Source organism: Frankia sp. CgMI4, assembly GCF_001756285.1.
GTDB lineage: Bacteria > Actinomycetota > Actinomycetes > Frankiales > Frankiaceae > Frankia > Frankia casuarinae.
On the sequence record NZ_MAQZ01000042.1, the window covers coordinates 1 to 21,080 of the forward strand.

Consider the following 21,080-nt stretch of genomic DNA (forward strand, 5'->3'; position numbering starts at 1 on the left):
GGCCGTGCGTCTCAGGGCCGGCCGTGCGTCTCAGGGCCGGCCGTGCGTCTCAGGGCCGGCCGGGTGCCTCGGCCCGGAGTGGTTTCGTGGGTCGGCGCCGGCGAAGTCCTGCGTCCAGTAGGTGCCGTACGCGCCGCCGGTGGCGTAGCCCACGCCGATGGCGGTGAAGGCACAGGTGAGGATGGTCGCCCGCCGATCGGCGCTGTCCATCCACATCTGCACGGTCCGAGCCGCGGTGAGCGATCCGGCGGCGATGTTCTCCCCGACGAGATCGGCGGTGTATCCGCGGGCGGCCAGCCGCTTGTCGAGGCCGCGACCGTCCCTACCGGTGTAGCCGAAGTAGCCGTTCGCCGCCATGTCGGTGCTGTGCGCCTGCGCCGCGGCTGCCAGCCGGGCGTCGACCGTCAGCGCGCCGCAGCCCGCTCGGGCCCGCTCGATGTTGGTCAACCGGACCACCTCGGCGGCCTCGGTGCCGGTCCGGGGCGGGGCGACGGGCGGCGTCCGCCTCGGAGCCGGCGCGGACGTGCTCGTGCCCAGCGCGACGCTCGTGCCCGGTGCGACGCTCGTGCCCGGTGCGACGCTCGTGTCCGGTGCGACGCTCGTGTCCGGTGCGACGAGGGGTGCCTGCACCGGAACCGGCAGGCGGGTAGCGTCCGGCAGGCCCGCGGACGGTTCGTCGGTCCGCGACGGTAGCGGGGTCGTGGTCGTGGCCGTGGCCGTGGACAGGCCGGACGACGCCGTCGACGATGTCCTCGCCGGCTCCGCGACCGGCTCCGCGGTCGGGTGCGTGGTCGGCTGGGCGAACGACCCTGCGGTGAGCTCCGTGCGCGCCGCCCCGGACGGGTGCGGCGGGACGGGAGTCGCGGCGATCGTGATCTCCTGGTCGGCCCGGGCTCCCGTAGACGGCGTCGCCGACGCTGCCCTGCCGGCGGGAAACGCCTGGCAGGCCGTGGTGAGCGCCGCTGCGAGGGCGGCCACGGACGCGGCGGCGATGACGGTCGTGAACCGAAGCGAACCCAGCCGAACCGAACCCATAAGGCCTCCTCGGGTCTCCCCCCCGGGAGCAATACGAGCAAAGATAACTAATTCCGCGTGTGGCGCTCCTCGCCTGTCATCGTGTGGTCCAGCTGTGGTAGGGCCGGAACCGGATGCGCTGGCCGGRCCGGCATTGCGCGGCCAGGTGCAGATCCTCGGACGCGACGACGCCCAGCATGGGATAACCCCCGGTGACCGGATGGTCGACGAGGAAGAGGACCGGCCGCCCGTCCGGGGGGATCTGGATCCCCCCGGTGACGACGGCCTCCGAGGGCAGCTCCGCGGTGATCCGGCGGCGCGGCGCCGGCCCGACGAGCCGTACGCCGACCCGGTCGCTCTGGGCCGTCACCTCATAGGACGCGGAGAACAGCGTGGGCAGCGCGTCCGCGGTGAACCAGTCGTCGCGGGGGCCGGCGAGGACCCGCAGGGTCGGTTCGTCCGGGTACTGGGCGAGCGGGGCGAGGTCGACGGTTGGCGGGTCCGCGCTGTCGGCCGCCCGCGGCAGCCGCCGACCGGTGCTCAGCGGTTGCGGACCGATCCCGGAGAGGGTGTCACTCGATCGTGAGCCGAGCACCGGGGGGACACCGATCCCCCCGCGAATTCCGAGGTAGGTGCGCAGGCCCCGGTCGGGTGCCCCGATCCGCAACAGCGCGCCGGCGGGCACGTCCACCGGGGAGTACATGCTGATCTGGCGACCGGCGAGTTCCAGCGGGCACGGCGCGCCGGTCAGCGCGATCAGCGCCGGATCCGTGAACCGTGCGGTGAGGCCGCCGTAGGTGAGCTCGACCGCCGCCGCGGTCGCGACGTTGCCGACGAGCCGGTTCGCCAGCAGCAGACTGCGACGGTCGGCCGCGCCGGACCGGGTGATGCCCAGGTGCGCGAGCCCGGGCCGGCCGAGATCCTGGACCGTGGCGAACGGACCTGGCGCGACGATTTCGATCATGAAATCCCGATCATGACATTTCGATCACGACATCGACCGGGCGGCGTCAGCAATGGCGTCGGCGTCGGCGATGAACCGCACCCGCGTGCCCGGGGCCAGCACGGCGGGCGGCTCCCGGTCGGGATCGAAGACCCGCAGGTCGGTATGGCCAATCAGCCGCCATCCGCCGGGCGAGGTCCGCGGGTAGACACCGCTGAACTCGTCGGCGATGGCGACCGCGCCCGCRGGGACCCGGGTGCGCGGGCTGTCCCGGCGTGGCACGCGCAGCGCCGGGTCGAGGCCCGCGATGTAGGCGAAGCCGGGAGCGAAGCCACAGAACGCGACCCGGTRCCGGCCACGTACGTGCCGGTCCACGACCTGCGCCGGAGTCAGTCCGCTGAGCCGGGCGACCTCGGCCAGATCGGGACCGTCGTAGCGCACCGGTATCGTCACGACGTCCCGGTCGAGCGGGGGACCGGCCTGCGGCGCGGGGCCGGACGAGGGATCGGGACCGGCCTGCGGCGCGGGACCGGAGGAGGGCGTGGGGCCGGAGGAGGGCGTGGGGCCGGACGTGCCGGGCTGAGCCCCGGCGGCGCGCAGCAGGGCGGCGCTCAGGCGTCTGGCGTCGGTCGCCGCGGGATCGAACGCGACCAGCACCGTCCGCGCCGCGGGAACCAGTTGGATGATCCCGACCGGGGCGATCCGCCGCAGCCGCGCGTAGAGGGCCTCGGCCTCGGTCAGGCCGGCCACCTCGACGAGCAGTGCCTCGTCACCGCAGGGCAGGATGCGCATCGCGATCCTCTCAGCTGAACGGGATCAGGGGGACACCCGCGTCGAACAGGGCTTGGCGCAGCCGTCTGACCATCTCGACCGCGCCCGGCGTGTCCCCGTGCACGCAGAGAGAGCGGGCGCCGACGTCCACCGGTGTGCCCTGCTGGCTGACGACCACGCCCTTGATCGCCATCCGCACGCCGCGCGCGACGATGACGTCGGGATCGTGCAGGACGGCGCCGGCCGTGCGCCGGGAGACCAGAGTGCCCGCGGCCGTGTAGTCGCGGTCGGCGAACGCCTCGCCGACCGCGGTCAGGCCGGCCTCGCTCGCGCGCCGCAACCACGCCGATCCGGGCAGGCCCAGGACCGGCAGCGTCGCGTCGTAGCAGCGGATGGCCTCGACGACGGCCTGCGCCTGCTCCTCGTCGGTGACGATGGCGTTGTAGAGGGCGCCGTGCGGCTTGACGTAGCGAACCCGGTCGCCGGCCGTCCGGGCGAAGGCGTCCAGCGCGCCGAGCTGATAGAGGACGTCGTCACGTAGATCGTCGGGGTCCATGTCGATGCGGCGACGACCGAAGCCGGCGAGGTCGCGGTAGCTGACCTGGGCGCCGATGCGGACTCCGCAGCGGACCGCCTGCTCGCACGTCCGCCGCATCGTCGCGGGGTCGCCGGCATGGAACCCGCAGGCGATGTTGGCGCTGGTGACCAGGTCGAGTAGGGCCTCGTCCTCGGTGAGGCGCCAGACCCCGAAACCCTCGCCGAGGTCGGCGTTGAGATCGAGGGGACGCGGCGGATCCGMCGGAGGCGGTGGTGCGACGGGATGTGCCCGTCCGGCCGGAGGCGGTGGCTCGACCGGGTTCGGTGGATCGGCCTCCCCGGTGGTCGCCCGGTCTGGCCGAGGTCGCTCCCGCCTGCCGGGATCTCGCTGGTCGCCCATGCTGCCAATTGTTCACCACCTCGGCACTGGCGATCCGCCCCCGTCGGCACGGTGGCGGGTGAGCCATCCGGTCACCTTGTGCGGCTTGAGATCCAGGCCGGCCAGGATCCTGCCGACCTGAGAGGCGGATATCGGGGCGAAGACGGTGCCCGCGACCTGGGCGGCGATCGCCGCATGAGTCCAGGTGACGGCGGGCCCGGGCGGGGTGGCGGTGGCCGCGGCGACCACCGCCACGCGCGCCAGGTCGTCATAGCGGCGCGGGTGCTGTCAGGTTCTCTGTGTGCGGGTTCGTCGGGTAGATGATCCGCCGTACCGCCGCCGGGAACGGTCCGGACAAGATCGCCGCTTAACAGTTGGAGCCGTGGGATGGCTAGGTTGCCTCGACGGCTGCGGCGGGCTCAGGCTTCAGCGCCCGGATGATCGGCTGCGCCGCCGCGAGCGACTCGATCAGACGCTGATACCGGTCGGTGCCCAGGGCGTCGGCAATATGCGCCTCGAATGCCTCAACCGTCTCGTGGGCACTGACGCGGGCGCGGGCGCCCGCGTCAGTGAGGTACAGGCCGATGCCGCGGCTGCCGGGAACCAGCTTGYGCTCGATGCAGCCGAGCTTTTCCAGCCGCGCGGCGATCTGGCTCAGCGCCTGCTGGGTCTGTGGTGCGCGCCGGCTGAGCTCGGCGATGGTGAGGCCCGGGCGCGCGTTGAGATTCTCCAGCATTCCCAGGCTGGCCAGCGAGAGCGGACTGTCCCCGAGCGCGGCTTCTCCCAGCAGCGACGTGCGGATCGAGACGGCCCACAGCAAGTGCACGAGCCAGTGCTCCCAACGGTCCTCCTGACCTGCCTGACCTGCCTGACCTGCCTGACCTGCCTGACCTGCCTGACCTGCCTGACCTGCCTGACCTGCCATGGCGTCACTATAGCCCAAGCACCTTGTAGTAATCACACGTTGATATTACAGCATCTTGATTTCACAAGACCTTGTAGTACGCTCGGAGGCGTACAGGAACTCAGTAACGCGAGAGGAGGAGCARTGGTTCAGGAACCGACAAGCACGCCGAGCCTGGGGGCCCCGGCCGACCCGGCGCCGCCGATCYGCGGCTTGCGATCGGAATACGCCCGGGTCGGCGGCCACCGCCTGCACTACTGGACCGGCGGCCCAGACGACGGGACCCCGGTGCTGCTGTGGCATGGCTTCCTCGCCACCGGCTACGCCTGGCGCGGGGTCGCCCCCGCCCTGGCCGACGCCGGAATGCGCGTCCTCGTCATCGACATGCTCGGCTACGGCGACAGCGACAAGCCGGGCGGCACCGATCCCTACAGCGCACGCGCGCTGGCCGAGCAGGTCCGCGCCCTGACCGCCCGCAGCGGGTTCGGCGCCGGCCGGCCCATCCTGCACGTCGGGCACGACATGGGGGCGCCCCCGGCCCTGCTGTGGGCCGCCAGCCACCCAGAAGAGACCCGAGGCCTGGTCTACGCCGAGGCGCCCACCATGCTCGGCGGCCCGTTGCGGGACGTCCTGGCCTACGCCCCGGGCACCATGACCACAGGGTCCATGTGGTGGTGGATCTTGCCGCTGGCCCCGGGAGTGCCGCAGGCACTGATCGTGGGGCGTGAGGAAGCCTTCMTGCGCTGGTTCTACGACGGCCCGGCGGGAGCGCCCCGTGCGTTCGACGAGGCCACGGTGGCCGAATACCTGCGCACCTTCTCCGGGCCGGCCGGGGTACTCGGCTCCATGGGCGTCTACCGCGCCGCGTTCGCCAGCATCGCGCAAACCGAGCCGCTGCTCGTACACCCGACCCCCGTCCCCGTCCTCGCCGTGGGCGGCGAACGGGGCCTGGGCCAGCAGGTCGGCCGGATGCTGCCGCCGGTGGCCTCGCGCCTTAGCACGTCCATCCTCGACGGCGCCGGGCATTTCCTGCCCGAGGAAGAGCCCGAGCGGCTCGCCGCGGCCATCACCCTGTTCAACGACCGGATCTGAACGACCGAGGAGGAACGATGAGCTTCACCCCGCACACCGCCAGCCCGGCGACGCAGCCGGCGACGCAGCCCGCGACGCGCGGCTACGTCCTTGGCCCGGATGAGGGCAACCCCTATCACTGGCTCGGCACCCTCAGCCTGACCAAGGTGATGGGCTCGGTCACCACCGGCAACCTCGACATCGTCGACCACCGCGTTCCGCCCGGCTACGCGCCCCCGCCACACGTGCACCGCGACTCCGACGAGGTGTTCTTCCTGATCGACGGGCACCTGGAGGTGYACTGCGGCGACGACGCGTGGGAGGCCGGGCCCGGCTCGCTGCTCTTCCTGCCGCGGGGGGTCCCGCACCGCTTCGTCAACGCCGACCAGCCTGCCCGCACCCTGCTGATCAACGCGCCCGCCTCGTTCGCGGACCTGGTCGTCGCCATCGGCGACCCCGCGCCCGGCCTTGACATGCCCGGCCCGGACGCGCCGGTGCCGTCAACGGAGGAGATCTTCGCCCAGTCRCAGTGGTACGGCATCAACCCCGCGTGACGGACGGAGCGAGCCAGACAGGCAGGAAACCTCATGGTCGACGTCAGCCGCACGAGCAGGCCCCCGATACCCAGGACGTCGTCGAGCAGCCCCGCACCCGGTCGATCTCGCCGCCGGTGCAGTCGATCAAAACCTTGACCTCCACGTCACACGTGCCCGGATCCGCCGTCACGAAGAATCCCACCACGCCAGCACCGACAGCACTGCCGCGGAAGACGCCCACGCCGTCACCGTCACCGTCCGCGGYCACGGCGCCCTCCAGGTAGCCATAGTCGATGGGGTACACGGCCTCCGGCACCCGGKGGTGCCTGCTGCCGGCCGGGCGGTGCACCACCAGCCGCGAGGTAGCCGCCAACTCGTTGAGGTAGCCGCCAACTCGTCGAGGTTGCCGCCAACTCGTCGAGGTTGCCGAACAGCCGTGCGCGGGACGCGTCAACCATGATCACCGCCGAATCGGGGAGGTCCGCCAAGGAGACCACCGACATGAAGTGGTTCAGGGCGAAGAGCATGGTCCTGCCGCCTGACGTGAACGGCGACTCCCGGCCGGTGCCATCGGCATGCTGGACGGCAACTGGACGTGACCGTTCCCTTCGTCGCTGCCCGGGCCGTCGGCGAACAGGGTGCCCTGCACACTCTTGCCGTGGCCCCAGCAGCTGCCCGCGGCTACCGTGGCTGTCCTCCGAAGTAGCCACCGCTCAACACCTCGGCTGATCGGACGCCGTTCGCGTGATCGCAACATGGTCGTCCAGCCGGGACTCGAACCAACTCGCGAGGCCGTGACCAGCACCGTTCCACAGTGCTGGATCTCAAGCGACAGATCGCGAACCGTATTCACCCAGGCCAAGATCATGATCAGAAAAAGGGTGGACCTGACACGGCAGCAGAAGAACCGATCGGTCTTGGTCGAAGGCCCTGAAATCACCGTCCGCCCGGTCGGGACGCGGCAACTGACCAGGAACGATGCCAGATAAGGATCGAAATGATCGAACCACGGCCGGCCTCGAACGCATGTTCCGCAGGGTTGGTGGGACCCTCCCCACGGTGAGTCGCTCGACTGTGGTGGGAGGGAATCGTGGGCGACGATCCCGTCCGGCGGGGGCTCATGGCAGCGAGGTGGATGAGTTCCTCCTTGGTGAAGACGTTCGCCAATCTCCGGCTGGCGGGGTCGTGATCGTGGCGGCACTGGTCCGAACGCCCGGCCCCGACGCGATCCACCAGCATGGCCAGCGCCCGCGTCTTCTCCTCGTCGTCCCGGACCAGACGGGCATCGGCGTGGATCACCACCGAACGATAGTTCAGTGAATGATGGAAAGCGGAACGAGCCAGGACAACGCCGTCGAGAAGCGATACGGTCATACACATCCGGATCGGCGCGGATCTCGCCAGAATGGCCAGCCTTGCCGCGCTGGAGGCGTGCACGTACACAAGATCGTCGGCGCGGACGTGCATCGTGGGCAGGACATGCGGCTGCCCGTGTACGACCAGGCCGACGTGGCAGACGAGTGCCTCGTCCAGAACGCTGTGCACAGCCTCGCGCTCGTGGCTGACTCGATCGGAGCTGCGGGTGGGTCGCAACATACTGGGCATGCTGCCCGTCGCGGGGAGCGATGTTCACCGAAAATAGGTCGGGCACTTACCAGCCGTGAGCGGAAACGGAGCGCGGCGGGAGCGTCCCGAGCGGCGGTGCGGTGTGTTCGCGATGGGAGAGGCCCTCCAGGTCCAGGAAGTTGTCCTCGGGCTCGACTGTGGTCTCCTTGAGAAGATTTTCCACCCGCTGCACGGTGAGCTGTCGCACCACCTCCGCTCCCGGGACGTAAGTATTCGGAAGTCCCGTTGTTGATCGGTGCCGGTGGTGCTGGCTGGGGTCTGCGTGTGGCCTGATGGGCGACGGTGGGTGATGTCCTGATGGCTGGATTGGTGTGCTGCGTGCCAAGGCTGAAAGCGCCGGGCGGACGGTTGTTGAGGTGAACGCCCGCCACACCTCCCAGCGGTGCGCCGAGTGCGGGCACGTCGCGAAGGAGAACCGTCCCTCGCAGGCCGAGTTCCGCTGCGTGAGGTGCGGGCACTCGGCGCACGCCGACGAGAACGCGGCGATCAACATTCTCAGGGCAGGGCTTGCCCTTCAAGCTGACGCTCAGGCGGCTTGAGAAGCCGCCGGCTTTAGCCGGCGGAGGAGTCAMTTCCCCAGCGAGCTGTGCATCTCCCAGACCAGGATCTGTTATGCGCGCCAGCATCTATGGTCTGACCAGTGCAGTAACGTGCCCCGGTCGTCTCGCCCGCGCCGCCTCGGGCACCCCTCAGGCACACGCAGAAGGGGCGCCCGGTGAGCGCCTCCACCGCCGCCGAGCGGGTAATCCTCCGCGACGGCGACTGGGAGCTTGAGCAGCTCCTCGACGGCCTCGGTGACGATGACGACGGGACCCGCCGCCGGCCGGTCATCGCGGAGACCACCATTCGCTACCTGGTGTGGGTCGAAGACGAGTACGCGACCGCGGATCTCCAGGAGGACCATGAGCTGATCGAGGGCGCTGAGGTCGTCGACGGCGACATGACGGTGACCGACCCAGACGACATGGACTGGTGGCACATCTACCGGCAGCCGTTCGGCCCGGACAGCGCGCCGGTGGAGGGTCCGGCGTGGAAGTGCCCGGAGCTGCGGTGTCACGCTTATCAGCCTGCGGGGGCTTCTTACGAGCGGCGGCACGGGTGGTTGTGCCCGCACGCCGCTGAGGGTGGTGCCCGGTGAGCGCCACCGAGGGCACCACCCGCCGCTGCAACCCCCCGGAGGTGGCCGGATGAGCGAGCCCACCATCCGCGTCCTGTCCCTCGGCGCTGGCATCCAGAGCACCACGCTCGCGCTCCTCGCCGTCGAGGCCGCGCTACCGCGACCGGATGCGGCGATCTTCGCCGACACCGGCTGGGAGCCGCGGGCCGTGTACGAGCACCTCGACCGCTCCCGGATGCCGCTCGATCAGGCGCCGATCGACAAGCTGACCCGCGCCGAGTGGATCGCGCTCTACCAGCCCACCATCTTCGACACCCTCGACGAGGAAGGCGACCCGGACGGATGCTCGCCCTACGGATGCCGCAGCGGAGCGACGGCGTGATCGCCCTGTTCCGGCCGCGCCGCCGACCCCAACCCACACCCGCGCCCGAGACCCTCACCGCCTACGAGATCATGGCCCGCTGGCGACCCGGGTCACACGACCGGCCATGGACCTGGGCCGACGAGATCGCAGACCTCGTCACACGCGACCGCGAGCGGCTCGGCTGGATCGCCCGGCACTGCATGCACGTCCCGATCCTCGTGGGCCCGGACGGCCGGGTCTGGGACGTTGACTTCCTCTCCGCCCTGAAGGGCGGAGATTCCCGTCTGCTACGCCCCGGTGGGGGTGAGCTTCGGGTGGGTTCCCGCTTCGTCGCGCGGTGCCGGCACGGATGCCGGTCTTACCTGCGCTCCACGGGCAGACACGGCCAGTCCGGCCGCCTTCGCGACGTTGACCGCCGCGTTCACATCCCTGTCCAACACCGACCCGCACGCCTGGCACGTCCACTCCCGGACCGCCAGCGGTTTCGGGCCGTCCTTCACCCCGCAGGCCGAACAGACCTGCGACGTCGGCTCGAACCGTCCGATCCGGACGAACGTCCGGCCGTACCGGGCGGCCTTGTACTCCAGCATGGCGACGAACGCCGACCAGCCGGCGTCGTGCACCGACTTCGCCAACCGCGTGCGCGCGAGCCCGTTGACCGCCAAGTCCTCGACGGCGACCGCTTGATTCTCGCGGATCAGCCGGGTGGAGAGCTGGTGATGGAACTCGCGGCRCGCGTCGGCGACCCGCGCATGCTCCCGGGCGACCTTCAACCGAGCCTTGGCCCTGTTCTTCGAGCCCTTCTTCTTCCGGGACAGGTCGCGTTGCACCCGGCGGAGACGTTTCTCCGTGCGGCGCAGGAACCGCGGGGAGTCGATTTTCCTCCCGTCGGAGAGGACCGCGAAGTGGCCGAGTCCCAGGTCGATACCGACCTCGGTGGTCGTCTCCGCCGGGCTGTCCACCTGTCCCGCCTCGACGACGAAGCTCGCGAAGTACCGGCCTGCGCTGTCCCGGATCACCGTCACCGACGACGGTGCCGACGGCAACCTGCGCGACCAGCGGACCGGAACATCGCCGATCTTCGGTAGGCGCAGCTTCCCGCCCGTGGTGACCGACCAGCGGGCGTTGGCGGTGAACCTGACCGACTGGCGGGTGTCCCGCTTGGACTTGAACCGCGGCGCGCCCATCCGGGGCCGTTTCCCGGCCAGCCCGTCGAAGAAGTTCCGATAGGCCGTATCGAGGTCGCGCAGCGACTGCTGCAACACCACCGCGGACACCTCTGCGAGCCAAGCCCGTTCCGGGCTCTTCTTCGCCTCGGTGATCAGCAGCTTCGACAGGTCCCCCGTCTTCGGGAACGGCAGCCCCGCCGCCCGCGCATCCTCCCGGGCGCGCAGGCCGTCGTTGTACACGACCCGGGCGCACCCGAACGCCTGTGCCAGCGACGCACGCTGACCCGCCGTCGGGTGGAGCCGGAAGCTGTACCGAAGCTGCACACCCCCAGTTTACCCTTGGTTTATGGCCACCGATCTCAACGTTCGCACTGGCAGGCACTGCGTTTTCGCCCTGCACGCCCACTTGGTTTTCGTCACGAAGTATCGGCATCGGGTGTTTGACGATCAGCACCTCACCCGACTGGAAGAGATCATGCGGGCGGTGTGCGTCGACTTCGAGACCGAACTCGTCGAGTTCAACGGCGAACATGACCATGTCCACCTGCTGGTCAACTTCCCACCCAAGGTCGCCCTGTCGAAGCTGGTGAACAGCCTCAAGGGCGTGTCGTCGCGCCGGATGCGCCAGGAGTTCCCCGAGCTGGCCCGGCACTACTGGCGGGCGAACCGGCTCTGGTCCGGGTCGTACTTCGCCGGGTCGGTCGGTGGCGCGCCGCTGGAGGTGCTCCGCCGGTACATCGAAGAGCAGACCCGCCCGGTTTAGGGCACGCTCAGGCCGCGAGGCGGCCTTCCCGCGCGGCCCTTCACCCCCGGCCTGAAGGCCGGAGCACTGGGCCGCAACTTGGTAGCAGGTTCTCGCCCTATTCGGCGCGCACGGTTGCCGTCCAGGCTCCGTGGGAGAGCCGGATGCTGCCGTCGTCGGCGATCCGGGCGTTGGCGCCGAGGTGCGGGGCGTATCCGAGGCGGAGCCAGTCGTCGCGGACGTCGTCGAGAATGTCCCAGAGTCGGCGCGGCCCGCCCTGGTGAACCGTCGGCAGATCGGCGCCGACCGCGGTAGCCCGCGCCCACGACCCGTCCGAATGGGCCATGATCGCCGTGTGCCGGCCGTYGGCCTCCCTGCGGTAGCCGTGCCGTACCCCCGGCACGGCCAGGGCGATCATGGCCGACAGCTCCCACGCCTCGGCGACGTCCACGACCGGGTATCGGCCGGTGGTCACCTCCTCGCCGTCGGCCTCGTCAAGCCGGTCGCTGTCGACCGCGTTCGGCGGGTAGTCATCACCGGTGCGGGTGCGCATGAACGCGGCCGGCGTGAACTCGACCATGCCCACGCGGCCGCGTGGGGTGCTCGTCACGGTGATGACCATGTAGGTGCCGGTGATCGTGGCGACCAGCCGCCCCCCCGGGCGTAGTGCGTCCAGCCAGCTCGTCGGGATGGACGGGACCGAGACCATGGAGACGATCCGGTCGTACTGGCCGGGCAGCGGACCGGTGGCATCCACGGTCAGGGCGGTGGGGTGYAGGTCGAGGGCGGCGAGGCGGTCCGCGGCGGCGGCGACCAGGTACGGGTCGACGTCGATCGTGGTGATGCGCTGGTCGTCGTAACGGCGGGCGAGTAGCGCCGCCCCGTACCCGGAGCCGGTGCCGACGTCCAGGATGTTCAGGCCCTCGGCCAGTTGGGCGTGCTGGTACATGCGCAGGGCCAGCGCAGGCATCGTGGCCGACGACGTCGGCATGCCCATCGGCCTGTCGCCCTCGGCGGCGTGATCGGCGTGGTTCTTGCCGACTCTCGTGACGAGCGACCGGTGGGCGGCGTAGACATCGGCGATCGGGCCGCGGCGCAGGTCCCACCCGTTCTCGGTTCGCACCCACCACGCGGGCACGAACTCGTGCCGTGGGATGTCGGCGACGACCGGATACCAGCGGGATCCGGGATGGCTGATCTCGTCGGCCAGGGTGCGGGCGTGCGCCCGCCACGGCTCGGCCATCAGTTCGGGTCCGGCTCGGGATGCACCGGCCCACATCTCTCATGGTCGCTGTCCGGATCGCACGGGCCCATCCGGGACCGCGGGACCGATTCCACCGCGGCCTGCCACTGCTTCCCGGCCAGCAGACCGGCCAGCGGGGTGTCCCGGACGTTACCGCCGTCGAGGCCGCGGCTCATCACGCACGGCGTGATCCTGCCGTCCGGCAGGACCGCGGCCCGGCCGAGCCCGCAGTGTCCGCAGCCGCCCGCCGTGGCCCCGTCGTGGCCGGCCGCCCGGCCGAACGCGCGGACCACGTCCCGGCGGATGTTCGTCACGCCGAGGCCGAGCAGATCCGAGTGCGCCCGGTCGGCGGCGTCGCCGCCACCGACGATGCCGACCCGCAGGGGGATGGAGCGGCGCAGCACCTCGATGAGGTTCGCCCGGGTCAGGGCGTGGGAACCGGCGCGGCCGGTGACCCGGTCGTGGTCAGCCGCGCTGGCCGCATAGTAGCTGGTGGCCAGCCGCACCCCGAGGCGCATCAGCGTCGGCCACAGCTCGGCGGGCACCCGCACCAGGTTGCTGAAGATCTCCACGGTCAGGCCGGCGGCGAGGGCGTAGCCGACCAGGTCGGGCAGCGCCGGGTGCAGCGTCGGTTCGCCGCCGATCATCGCTACCTGGCGGACGCCGAGCCCGGCCGCGTCGTCGATGACCTTGTGCCAGTCGTCGACGGTCATCGTCCCGTGGCCGGCAGTCGGCCCGGACTCGGCGTAGCAGTGGGAGCAGGCAAGCTGGCAGCGTCCGGTGATCTCCAGCCACAGCATCTCGGTGTGGGGCATGTGCACCTCCAAGGTAAGTATTTGTTAGGCCGCCGCTGCCACGGGTGTGGCTGGGATGCGCGTACGGCCCATATCGGTGACCGCCCATCCGCCGCCGACTAACTGCCGCAGGAGTCCGGCGTCCTCCTGCTCCTGGCACCAGATCCGGAGCCGCGGCATGCTCAGGCCGAGCCGGTGGGCAACGTCGTCCATGTCCACCGCCCCGAAAACGGGCGGGCGGGTGGCGGCGATCGCCGACCAGCCGTCGGCCGAGTCGAGGGGCCGGGCGAGTGCGGCGGTCGAGGCCGCCGCACCGGCGGTGGTGTACCGCCAGCAGCCCGCGTCCACGGCGAGAATGCGCCGGGCGGCGAGCGTGGCGAGGCGCAGTGCCAGCTCCTCCCGGTCCACCCGACCTGTCTCCGCGTCCAGGACGCGGGCGATCCGTTCGGTGCTCGCCGGCCCGGAGGTCTGCGCGGCGGTGAGCGCGGCCCACAGCTCCCGGCGGCGGACCGCGTCCACCGGACGGCGCACCAGCGGTGGCACGTCCCGCCGGGGGGCGAACCGGTAGGCCCTCCCTGCGCCGGTGCGCTGCTCGGCCATGATGCCCACAGTGGTGAGGGTGGCCATCCAGGCGGCTACCTGCTCGCGAGGGGCCTGGAGCCGGTCGGCGAGGGTCTGCGGGCGGATCCAGCCGCCGCCGGGCCGGGCCCGGTTGTCCGCCCAGGCCAGCCCGGCCGCGAGCCGGACGGTTGGGATCATGTCGATGGTGCGCATGGAACCCCCCGGTGACGATGGGCCGGCTCAGGCGCCGGTGGCACTGGCGGTGATGAGCGGGATCTGCTCGACGGCTCGGACGGCGAGTTCCTGAGCGTCGAGCGCGGGTAGCTGGTCGAGCGTGCCGGCGTGGATCGCGGCGGAGAGTGCCCGCCACACCGGCGCGGGGAGCCGGGCCTCCCGCTGGTGGAGGTAGCCGTAGCCGTGCACCACCTCGCCGCCGTCCCGCCGCGAGCGGCCGCCGGATGACGACCACGCCGTCCATTCCTCGCCGAGCGTGGCGAGACGGCCGGCGGTGGTGACCTTGGCCAGACCAACCCAGATCACCAGCGGCAGCCGCAGGTCGCCACCGGTGCCGGCGTAGTCGTAGCGGATGACGACCTCGGCACCCGAGCGGCCGACCAGGATCGTCGGGGCGTCCGGGGTGGCCGGCGCGGTGGCCTGCCGGGACATGATCTCTCCCTGTGTTGTGGGGCCTGCCCGCCGCCGTCGGGGTGGACGGCCTCCCGGGCGGGCAGGCGGTCAGTGGGCCGCGGCGACCTTCTCTGCGCCTGTGACGAGCTGGTCCAGCTCGGCGCCGAGGGTTTCGGGTATGCGCTGYGCGGTCGCGCTGTGGAAGGCACGTAGGTACGGCACGAGGCGTAGGAACGGGTGTCGGGCCGCCCAGTAGCGGGTCGGGTCGGTGCTGCGTTCGGCGCCGCGCAGGACATAACCCATACTGACGATCTTGTCGGCGGTGAGGGCGGCCATGACCAGATCAGGCAGCCGGTCGAGGCGCCGCAGCGCCCGTGTCGGCGCGGTGGCGTACAGGTCCATCGCCATGTGCTCGCCGTACATCAGCCACACCATCGTCAGGGTGCGGGTGCCGCACCGGTCCTCGATGGCGTTGTCGACCAAGGCCGATCCGCGGTAGTCGGGCACGTCGTGCAGCAGCACCGCGGCCACCAGGTCGGCCGGCGCGTCGGGCAGGTGCCGGCCGAGGGTGACCGCGACGCGGACGGCATGGCCGAGCGCCGGGGCGCTGTCGATGATGTGCCCGGCGCACCATTCGCGGGCGATCCCGAGAGCGTGCTCGATGACCGGCGGCCGGGGCCGGGTGAGCACGGACCTGCGCAGCGGTGGCGATGATAGGCGGGTGGGGTCCGGTAGCGAGGTCATGGATCATCCCTGGGATGAGGACGCGCTGTGCGCGGTCTGCCCCGGACAGCTCCACGACCCGGGGCGGTTCGATGTGGTGGACGGGCCGCAGCCCGGCTGCCGGTACGACTCGACGGCCGGCTACCGGCGGGACACGGCCAGCGGAGTGCCGGTKTGCATCCACCCGGACAAGATCGGGGTGCGGCCGGGCCGGTACGCCTCCGGGGGTGAGGGGTGGCCCGCGCGGACGCCCCCGGCCGCCCCAGCGGGGCCGATGCCGGCCGAGGCCGGCGCGTTGGCCGGGTGGATGACGGAGCTGGTCCGCCACGCCGGCCCGGGCCGGGTGGATGCGGTGCTCGCTGATGCGGAGCGGCAGGCGGCCCGCAGCTTCCCCGCGGACGTCGTCGTCGGCGCGCTGCGGGCCGCCCTCGCCGCGATGGTCTAGCGGCCGAAGGTGAAGTAGTGCGACCGGCCGCCGGCCTGCACCCCGATCGACTCGTAGTGCTCGGACAGGATGTTGAGACGGCGCGCGGTCTCGGCCTTGCCGAGCCAGTAGCGCCGGGGCAGCTCCCCCCAGCGGGCAGCCCGGTAGATCTGGTCGGTGTAGCCGTCGACGTCGTAGTCGAACCGCTCCGCGTCGGTCGAGTGGACGAACGTCACCCGCAGATCGGCCTGGATCCGGGAGAGGATCGTGAACTGGGCGGTCAGCGCGTGCACCATCTCGTCCACCGGCGCGGCGACCAGCAGTTCCGCCGCCCGCTCGTCGCCGGTGAGCTCGTAGACCGCCGCCTTCATCGCCATGGTGCGCAGACCCTCGACGAACAGGTGCGGCCCGTCTTCGTCCAGGTCCCACTCGGCGATCAGCGGGTAGCCGGTGAACGTCGCCCAGCACGTCGGGTACTTCAGCGTGCTCGACCGCAGCCGGTCGAACTCCGGGTGCTCCTGGATCATGTCCATGATCACCGCCGCGCGCTCGCCGGCGGTGTACGGGCTCGGCAGGTCAACAATCATGATCGTTCCGGTCTCGGGGTTGGTCACGAGGCTCCTCCATGGGGATGTGAGGTGGGCTTCTGCCCACGGGGGCGCAGCGTTACCGCCGCGAACGGGACTGCTCGGCGCGCCAGCCCGCACTCAGCAGTTGGCACATCCGCCGGTGTGGATATGACACCCTCCGGCGCAGATCTGGTACAGACTGCGAGAAACTCGCATGCGCGAGAGGCATCTCTCTCGCGTCAGCGCAGGACGGGGAGACGATGACGGCTGTCGCGGCGCCGGCACGGGCGACGTTCGTTGCTGAAGTCGAGCGGCTGATCAAACAGACTGGKACGAACCGGTCCGAGCTGGCCCRCCAGATCGGCGTCAGCCGGATGGTCATCTCTGCCGCCGTCCGAGGTGAACAGCATGGGAGCCCGAAGCTCCTCCCATCACCGCACGTGATCGAGGGCTTGGACCGGGAGCTCCATGCCGCCGGCCGGCTGATCGCCCTCTGGCAGGACGCGGTGATGGAACGCACCGCCGACGAGATCAGATTGGATCGTGGACACCGTCTCTCTCTCGGCCCCACAGTGGATAGCCGGGGGCCAGGAGAGGAGACGAGTACGGACCGGCGCGAGTTCGTGGAACTGACCGCCCTGTCGGCCCTGGCCGCTGCCGCGCAGACACGCATGGACGAGGCGGTGACCGCGGCGACGCTCGACGAGCTGGAGGAGGACGCGGACGAGATCGCCTGTGTCTATGGCTCTGCCCCCCACGCTTCTCTCCTGCCTGAGGTCGGCGCCCGCTGGCGGCAGATCACCACGATCCTCGGCGGCCCCGTCGCCCCCGAGGCGCGGCCACGGATCACCCTGCTCGGCGGCCAGTTCACGTATTTCCTGGGCCGCCTGGCGTTCAACACCAACGACATGCGCTCCGCTCGCCGTTTCGCCGGCCTCGCCGGCCGCTACGCCGCGGAGGTCGGCGACCCGGTCCTCATCCTGTCCGTGGCCGCGCTGCGGTCGAGCATTGCCTACTGGCGGCGGCGGTACGCCCCGGCGCTCGCGGACCTCCAGGCCGTCGCGCACATCTCCGATCCGTACATGACCGCGCGGATCGCCGCATACGAGGCGCGCACCCACGCCGCCCTAGGGGATATCCCTGCGGCCCGGGAGGCGCTCGACCGTATGGAGATGACCGCGGACACGTTCGCACCCCGGCCCGGGTCGACCCCGGTAGGCCCGGCCGGCGTGGCGATGTTCCGCGCCGGCGCCGCGCTCGCGCTTGGCGACATGGACGAGGCCCGACGGTGGGCGACCATGGCCGTGGACGGCTACCAGCGCCGCGGTGGCGACTACTCGGCCGAGGAGTCCCACCACGCAACGCTGACCCTCGCGCTCGCGCACCTGCGCGGCACCCGGCCTGAGCCCGAGGAGGCCGCGCGCATCGCGAGCACCGTGCTGGCCGACAGTCCGTCTYCCACCCACACCGTCAGCGGGAAACTCCGCAGCCTCGGACGCGCGTTCAGCGCTGACCACCGGCAGCTCCCCGAAGTCGCCGCGTACGTCGAGGCATACCGGGCCCTGCCGGCGGGAACCGGCGCGTCGTGACCACCATCCCCACCCTCACCACCGAGCGGCTGACCCTGCGGCCCATCGCCCGCGCCGATCTCGACGCCTACGCCGGGATCTGGGCCGATCCGGAGTTCGCCCGGTACATCGGCGGCCCGACCGACCGGCACGGCATGTGGCACAACCTCGCCGCCAACATCGGCTGCTGGGAGCTGGAGGGTGTCGGCCCGTGGTCCGTCGTCGAACGCGCGACCGGGACGCTCGTCGGCCGCGCGGGCCTGTGGTCCGAACCGGGCTGGCCCGGCATCGAAACGGTCTGGTTCATCGGCCGGCCCTGGTGGGGGCGAGGCTATGGAACCGAGGCGGCGAGCGCTGCGATCACCTGGGCGTTCGACACCCATCCCGACCTGCCCGAGGTCGTGTCCGTCGTCCGCGCCGAGAACGCCGCGTCGGTCCGCCTCGCCGAACGGCTCGGCATGCACCTCGCGCGAACCGAGCATCTCCACGGCGCGGAGAAGGGCGTGTACGCGATCAGCCGCGAGGATTGGACGCGCCGGGCCGCCGCAGTCTGATTCACAGACCGGGATCGTCATCGGCGGCCCCGAGGAAGCCGCACACGGAGCGCGGCAATGGCGTCCGCGGTGGCCGGTGACCGGGTGCAGGCCAGCGCAGCGCCCGTTGCGGCCCGTGGCGCGCCCAGAACGGGCCCGGACCGCCCGCTGGCGTCGGCCGCGTGGTCGGCGCACACCGGGCAGGGCGCGGGCTGTGTGTGAAGCCGGCACATGTTCCGCAGGTTCGGTGGCGTCGGCGTCACGGCCGAGCTGGCGGCGGCCGGGGCGGGTTCGAGGTCACGGATGCGGCGTCGGCGCACTGCGGCCGGGCTGCGGACCGGTCCGGACAGGGGCGCCCGGTAGGCATCGACGATCTGCGCGGGGGCGCAGCCGCGGGCGAGGGCGGCGGCGATGTCCGGGCGCCAGGAGGCGGGGAGCCGCTCGCCAACGACCAAGCGGCCGGCGAGGTCGGCGTACGGGTCCGCCTCGACGGCGTCGGTCGGCTCCTCAGCGTCGAGCGTGGGCGGATCGGGTTCGTCGTCGGTGGGCTCTGCTGCTGCTTGTAGTTCCAGGGAGCTTGCAAGGGAGGGGTCCGGTCCACCGGACGCAATTCGGCGGCCGACCGGACGCAACTCGCCGGTAACTTCCGTGTCTGCGTCCGGTCCACCGGACCCAAGTCCGTCGTGATCCTCGCGGTCTGCGTCCGCCCCACCGGACGCAATTACCTCGCCTGTGGGACTGTCTGGGCTTGCCTGCGTCCGGCCAGCCGGACCCATTTCGGCCGTCTCCTCGAACCGCGCCTCGTCGAACAGCAGCTCATAGACAGCGACGTGGCCCCGTCTGGCGCGCTCGATCTGGCGGATCAGCCCACGATCGGCGAGCTTGCCGAGGACCGCGGCAAGCTGAGAGCGGCTCTTGAGTCCCGAGCGGGCGAGGAGCTTGGGCAGGCCGGGTGAAGAGCGCCGCGAACCGCGGCGGGCATCCTCAGCGAGGATGAGCACGACCGTCCGCTCAGCGGGGGGCAGTTCCCCGGGAAGCAGGTCGAAGGCGGCAGCGACCCATCCCCAGCTCACAAGGCGCCCCAACAGGCGAGTGCAGTCGAGTCGTCGGGGGTCTGGCCGCCTTCGGGCAGGCTGCCGCGGGCATGATAGGACACGGGTTGATGGCCCTTCTCAGGCAAGGGTTGTCGATCAAGGGCCGGTCGGGAGCTGCGAACTCCTGGTCGGCCCGCTTCATGTGCGCTGAGACCGTGGTCGTCAGCCGGCACGTGCAGTGCCGTGGATCAGCCGGATTCGGCTGCGGGTCTCGCTGGTGCGCGCCCTGTTCGCCGCATCCACTCCTCGATGTCCGTGGCGASCCAGATCTTGCCGACGCGCAAAGTCGCGATTGGTTCCGGGAACGTCRGATCGGACTTCATGATCTGGTAGATCCGCGCGGAGCCCAGGCCGAGAGCCTGCGCGATCTCCGCTGCGGCCATGAGCCGAAGATCCTTTGTCATAGGTGGCAAGTCTAGTAGCCGAGTCGTCAGTAAGTGGGTTGCATGCTAGACGACTTCTCTAGTAGCGTGCCACTTGAGCGGCCCCGCCCGGAGCTCTCACCCTCCGGCCGGGGCCTACGGATCACACCTGTCAGCACCAGGAAGGACCCGCGTGTTCTACGTTCCMACTCGCCGCCCCTTCGGGCAGCGTTTCGCTGGCGCCGCCCGGCGTGCCCTCTGCGCCGCCGCTGTCCGCCTGCTGGACCGCCTCGGCCCGGCCGAGCTCCCGGCGGCTGTCGAGCTGGCTCCGGTCGTCCCCACCGCCCCGGTCGCGGCCCAGCCGACGCCGGCCGCGTCGCCGGTGCTGTTCGCCGTCGACGAGCTGCCCCCGCTGGAGGTGATCGACGCGGCGGCGGTCGCGTTCGACCTCGCGGGTGAGGCGGCCCGCTCCGGGGACCGTGGCAAGCGGAAGGCCCGCCGGCTGCTCGACCGGCTCCCCGACGGCGTCTACGGCCGCTGGCAGGTCGAGCGGGTCGCCTCGGCGAAGACCACCCCCGACCTGGAGCAGATTCGCGCGGACTACGCCCGTGCCGGGCTCGGTGAGGTGCCGATGCGGCCGTGCGCTCCGACCCTGCGCGTCACCCTCGCCCCGGCCGTCGCGCTGGCCCCGGCGGTGGCGGCATGAACCCCGAGTCGCTGTTCACCAGCCACCCCGACCTGATCAAGCTGGGTGCCACGCCCGTGCCGCCCGCCGAGCTGTTCACCCTCGCCGGGGTGCCCGAGAATCTGCGGCCCACCGACACCGACCGGGCCGACGCCCGGCAGGCCCTGACCGGCAAGAGCAGCGCCGTGCAGGCCGGTACCGCCGCCGGTATCGCGTACGCGGCGCTGGTCGCGGTCGCATCCGGGATGCCGGGCGCCGACCTCGGTGTCCGCACCGCCCTCGCCCACGTCGCGTACTTCGTGACTCCTCTGACGCCTAAAGGCGTCAGCTTCTCAGGAAGCTTGCGCCACCTGAAGGGCGAGCCCCGCCCCGAGTATGTTGATCGCCGCGTTCACGTCTGCGTGCGCGGCGTGGCCGCACTCCACACAGCGGAACGTGGCCTGACTGGGCCGGTTCTCCGGGGCGACATGGCCACATTCGGCGCATCGCTGGGAGGTGTGGCGGGGGTTGACCTCGACGACGACCCGCCCGGCGCTTTCAGCCTTGGCACGCAGTGCGTTGAGGAACACCCCCCACCCGGCGTCGAGAATCGACCTGTTCAGCCCGGACTTGGCGGCCTGCCCGTTCGGCAGGAACGCCCCCGGCTGGTCCGGGTCGGGCTTCGGCTTGGCCCGGCGGACCATGCCCTTGACGTTCAGCTTCTCGACAGCGATCAGGTCGTGGT

The 21,080-nt window shown here is 71.3% G+C and carries 28 protein-coding genes and 1 pseudogene; 10 read left to right on the plus strand and 19 right to left on the minus strand.

Annotated elements, in window-relative coordinates; genetic code table 11:
• Nucleotides 1-30: 30 nt before the first annotated feature.
• The 6 genes from Manayef4_RS03075 to Manayef4_RS03100 form a co-directional block, all read right to left on the minus strand.
• Nucleotides 31-1,035, minus strand: a complete 1,005-nt coding sequence (locus Manayef4_RS03075; RefSeq protein ID WP_011437361.1) for a CAP domain-containing protein — start codon at nucleotides 1,033-1,035, stop codon at nucleotides 31-33.
• A 76-nt stretch (nucleotides 1,036-1,111) separates the two neighbouring features.
• Entirely contained in the window at nucleotides 1,112-1,978 is an 867-nt protein-coding gene (locus Manayef4_RS03080; protein ID WP_070130552.1) for a biotin-dependent carboxyltransferase family protein, read from the minus strand.
• A gap of 24 nt (nucleotides 1,979-2,002) precedes the next feature.
• Nucleotides 2,003-2,749: an allophanate hydrolase subunit 1 gene (locus Manayef4_RS03085; protein ID WP_070130553.1), complete on the minus strand. Its 747-nt coding sequence runs from the start codon at nucleotides 2,747-2,749 to the stop codon at nucleotides 2,003-2,005.
• Nucleotides 2,750-2,759: 10 nt separating this feature from the next.
• Nucleotides 2,760-3,665 carry a 5-oxoprolinase subunit PxpA gene (locus Manayef4_RS03090; RefSeq protein WP_070130554.1) on the minus strand — a complete coding sequence of 302 codons (906 nt, stop codon included), beginning with the start codon at nucleotides 3,663-3,665 and terminating at the stop codon, nucleotides 2,760-2,762.
• Between the two features lie 12 nt (nucleotides 3,666-3,677).
• Nucleotides 3,678-3,899, minus strand: coding sequence for a hypothetical protein (locus tag Manayef4_RS03095; protein WP_023840813.1), 222 nt, complete (start codon nucleotides 3,897-3,899; stop codon nucleotides 3,678-3,680).
• 136 nt (nucleotides 3,900-4,035) lie between these two features.
• On the minus strand, nucleotides 4,036-4,569 hold the full coding sequence (locus Manayef4_RS03100) for a helix-turn-helix domain-containing protein (protein ID WP_139139984.1): 534 nt from the start codon (nucleotides 4,567-4,569) through the stop codon (nucleotides 4,036-4,038).
• Between the two features lie 192 nt (nucleotides 4,570-4,761).
• Between Manayef4_RS03100 and Manayef4_RS03105 the strand changes: the two genes are divergently transcribed.
• Both Manayef4_RS03105 and Manayef4_RS03110 read left to right on the plus strand, forming a co-directional pair.
• Nucleotides 4,762-5,640: an alpha/beta fold hydrolase gene (locus Manayef4_RS03105; RefSeq protein WP_070130556.1), complete on the plus strand. Its 879-nt coding sequence runs from the start codon at nucleotides 4,762-4,764 to the stop codon at nucleotides 5,638-5,640.
• 17 nt (nucleotides 5,641-5,657) lie between these two features.
• Nucleotides 5,658-6,173 carry a cupin domain-containing protein gene (locus tag Manayef4_RS03110; protein ID WP_070130557.1) on the plus strand — a complete coding sequence of 172 codons (516 nt, stop codon included), beginning with the start codon at nucleotides 5,658-5,660 and terminating at the stop codon, nucleotides 6,171-6,173.
• 43 nt (nucleotides 6,174-6,216) lie between these two features.
• Here the strand turns inward: Manayef4_RS03110 and Manayef4_RS03115 are convergent, their stop codons facing one another.
• The 3 genes from Manayef4_RS03115 to Manayef4_RS24735 all read right to left on the minus strand — a co-directional run bounded on the left by Manayef4_RS03115 (nucleotide 6,217) and on the right by Manayef4_RS24735 (nucleotide 7,968).
• Nucleotides 6,217-6,471 (minus strand): hypothetical protein, encoded by a 255-nt coding sequence (locus Manayef4_RS03115; RefSeq protein WP_254665436.1) that lies wholly within the window; start codon nucleotides 6,469-6,471, stop codon nucleotides 6,217-6,219.
• A 620-nt stretch (nucleotides 6,472-7,091) separates the two neighbouring features.
• On the minus strand, nucleotides 7,092-7,751 hold the full coding sequence (locus tag Manayef4_RS03120) for a pyridoxamine 5'-phosphate oxidase family protein (RefSeq protein WP_051569472.1): 660 nt from the start codon (nucleotides 7,749-7,751) through the stop codon (nucleotides 7,092-7,094).
• A 55-nt stretch (nucleotides 7,752-7,806) separates the two neighbouring features.
• Nucleotides 7,807-7,968, minus strand: a complete 162-nt coding sequence (locus tag Manayef4_RS24735; protein WP_160323695.1) for a hypothetical protein — start codon at nucleotides 7,966-7,968, stop codon at nucleotides 7,807-7,809.
• Between the two features lie 118 nt (nucleotides 7,969-8,086).
• Here Manayef4_RS24735 and Manayef4_RS03125 point away from each other — a divergent pair.
• The 3 genes and pseudogenes from Manayef4_RS03125 to Manayef4_RS03135 all read left to right on the plus strand — a co-directional run.
• Nucleotides 8,087-8,320 (plus strand): annotated as a pseudogene (locus Manayef4_RS03125) (transposase); the annotation flags it as partial.
• Between the two features lie 176 nt (nucleotides 8,321-8,496).
• The gene (locus Manayef4_RS03130) at nucleotides 8,497-8,919 is read left to right on the plus strand and encodes a hypothetical protein (protein ID WP_023840820.1); all 423 of its coding nucleotides are present in this window, start codon (nucleotides 8,497-8,499) and stop codon (nucleotides 8,917-8,919) included.
• A gap of 49 nt (nucleotides 8,920-8,968) precedes the next feature.
• Nucleotides 8,969-9,280, plus strand: a complete 312-nt coding sequence (locus Manayef4_RS03135) for a hypothetical protein (protein ID WP_023840821.1) — start codon at nucleotides 8,969-8,971, stop codon at nucleotides 9,278-9,280.
• Nucleotides 9,281-9,549: 269 nt separating this feature from the next.
• Here the strand turns inward: Manayef4_RS03135 and Manayef4_RS03140 are convergent, their stop codons facing one another.
• Nucleotides 9,550-10,755: an RNA-guided endonuclease TnpB family protein gene (locus Manayef4_RS03140; RefSeq protein ID WP_070130559.1), complete on the minus strand. Its 1,206-nt coding sequence runs from the start codon at nucleotides 10,753-10,755 to the stop codon at nucleotides 9,550-9,552.
• Between the two features lie 22 nt (nucleotides 10,756-10,777).
• Here Manayef4_RS03140 and tnpA point away from each other — a divergent pair, with 22 nt between their 5' ends.
• Nucleotides 10,778-11,194: an IS200/IS605 family transposase gene (gene tnpA / locus Manayef4_RS03145; protein ID WP_023840823.1), complete on the plus strand. Its 417-nt coding sequence runs from the start codon at nucleotides 10,778-10,780 to the stop codon at nucleotides 11,192-11,194.
• Between the two features lie 97 nt (nucleotides 11,195-11,291).
• Here tnpA and Manayef4_RS03150 read toward each other — a convergent pair whose 3' ends face one another.
• The 5 genes from Manayef4_RS03150 to Manayef4_RS03170 form a co-directional block, all read right to left on the minus strand.
• Nucleotides 11,292-12,452: a methyltransferase domain-containing protein gene (locus tag Manayef4_RS03150; protein WP_254665437.1), complete on the minus strand. Its 1,161-nt coding sequence runs from the start codon at nucleotides 12,450-12,452 to the stop codon at nucleotides 11,292-11,294.
• On the minus strand, nucleotides 12,416-13,231 hold the full coding sequence (locus tag Manayef4_RS03155; RefSeq protein ID WP_023840825.1) for a radical SAM protein: 816 nt from the start codon (nucleotides 13,229-13,231) through the stop codon (nucleotides 12,416-12,418). Before Manayef4_RS03155 ends, Manayef4_RS03150 begins: the two co-directional genes overlap by 37 nt.
• Before the next feature lie 24 nt (nucleotides 13,232-13,255).
• Complete coding sequence (locus Manayef4_RS03160) at nucleotides 13,256-13,984, minus strand: hypothetical protein (RefSeq protein ID WP_023840826.1); 729 nt, start codon at nucleotides 13,982-13,984, stop codon at nucleotides 13,256-13,258.
• Nucleotides 13,985-14,011: 27 nt separating this feature from the next.
• Nucleotides 14,012-14,437 carry a hypothetical protein gene (locus Manayef4_RS03165; protein WP_023840827.1) on the minus strand — a complete coding sequence of 142 codons (426 nt, stop codon included), beginning with the start codon at nucleotides 14,435-14,437 and terminating at the stop codon, nucleotides 14,012-14,014.
• A 69-nt stretch (nucleotides 14,438-14,506) separates the two neighbouring features.
• Entirely contained in the window at nucleotides 14,507-15,142 is a 636-nt protein-coding gene (locus tag Manayef4_RS03170; RefSeq protein WP_051868806.1) for a hypothetical protein, read from the minus strand.
• Between Manayef4_RS03170 and Manayef4_RS03175 the strand changes: the two genes are divergently transcribed.
• Nucleotides 15,120-15,566: a hypothetical protein gene (locus Manayef4_RS03175; RefSeq protein ID WP_232235046.1), complete on the plus strand. Its 447-nt coding sequence runs from the start codon at nucleotides 15,120-15,122 to the stop codon at nucleotides 15,564-15,566. The two genes, Manayef4_RS03170 and Manayef4_RS03175, sit on opposite strands and share 23 nt — an antisense overlap.
• Here Manayef4_RS03175 and Manayef4_RS03180 read toward each other — a convergent pair.
• A complete protein-coding gene (locus Manayef4_RS03180; RefSeq protein WP_035911164.1) occupies nucleotides 15,563-16,132 on the minus strand; it encodes a hypothetical protein in 570 nt (189 codons plus the stop codon). The genes Manayef4_RS03175 and Manayef4_RS03180 overlap by 4 nt on opposite strands.
• A 242-nt stretch (nucleotides 16,133-16,374) precedes the next feature.
• On the opposite strand from Manayef4_RS03180, the gene Manayef4_RS03185 reads away from it, so the two are divergent.
• Both Manayef4_RS03185 and Manayef4_RS03190 read left to right on the plus strand, forming a co-directional pair.
• On the plus strand, nucleotides 16,375-17,703 hold the full coding sequence (locus Manayef4_RS03185) for a hypothetical protein (protein WP_070130560.1): 1,329 nt from the start codon (nucleotides 16,375-16,377) through the stop codon (nucleotides 17,701-17,703).
• Nucleotides 17,700-18,236, plus strand: a complete 537-nt coding sequence (locus Manayef4_RS03190) for a GNAT family N-acetyltransferase (protein WP_023840832.1) — start codon at nucleotides 17,700-17,702, stop codon at nucleotides 18,234-18,236. The genes Manayef4_RS03185 and Manayef4_RS03190 overlap by 4 nt, the downstream gene beginning before the upstream one ends.
• Before the next feature lie 17 nt (nucleotides 18,237-18,253).
• Here the strand turns inward: Manayef4_RS03190 and Manayef4_RS03195 are convergent, their stop codons facing one another.
• Together Manayef4_RS03195 and Manayef4_RS03200 are read right to left on the minus strand one after the other, a co-directional pair.
• Nucleotides 18,254-19,288, minus strand: a complete 1,035-nt coding sequence (locus tag Manayef4_RS03195) for a hypothetical protein (RefSeq protein ID WP_023840833.1) — start codon at nucleotides 19,286-19,288, stop codon at nucleotides 18,254-18,256.
• Between the two features lie 209 nt (nucleotides 19,289-19,497).
• Complete coding sequence (locus tag Manayef4_RS03200; protein ID WP_070130561.1) at nucleotides 19,498-19,692, minus strand: AlpA family phage regulatory protein; 195 nt, start codon at nucleotides 19,690-19,692, stop codon at nucleotides 19,498-19,500.
• Between the two features lie 172 nt (nucleotides 19,693-19,864).
• Here Manayef4_RS03200 and Manayef4_RS03205 point away from each other — a divergent pair, with 172 nt between their 5' ends.
• Entirely contained in the window at nucleotides 19,865-20,377 is a 513-nt protein-coding gene (locus Manayef4_RS03205; protein ID WP_023840835.1) for a hypothetical protein, read from the plus strand.
• 311 nt (nucleotides 20,378-20,688) lie between these two features.
• On the opposite strand, the gene Manayef4_RS22320 is transcribed toward Manayef4_RS03205, so the two are convergent.
• A partial coding sequence (locus tag Manayef4_RS22320) for an RNA-guided endonuclease TnpB family protein (RefSeq protein WP_139139987.1) occupies nucleotides 20,689-21,080 on the minus strand: 392 nt, incomplete at its 5' end.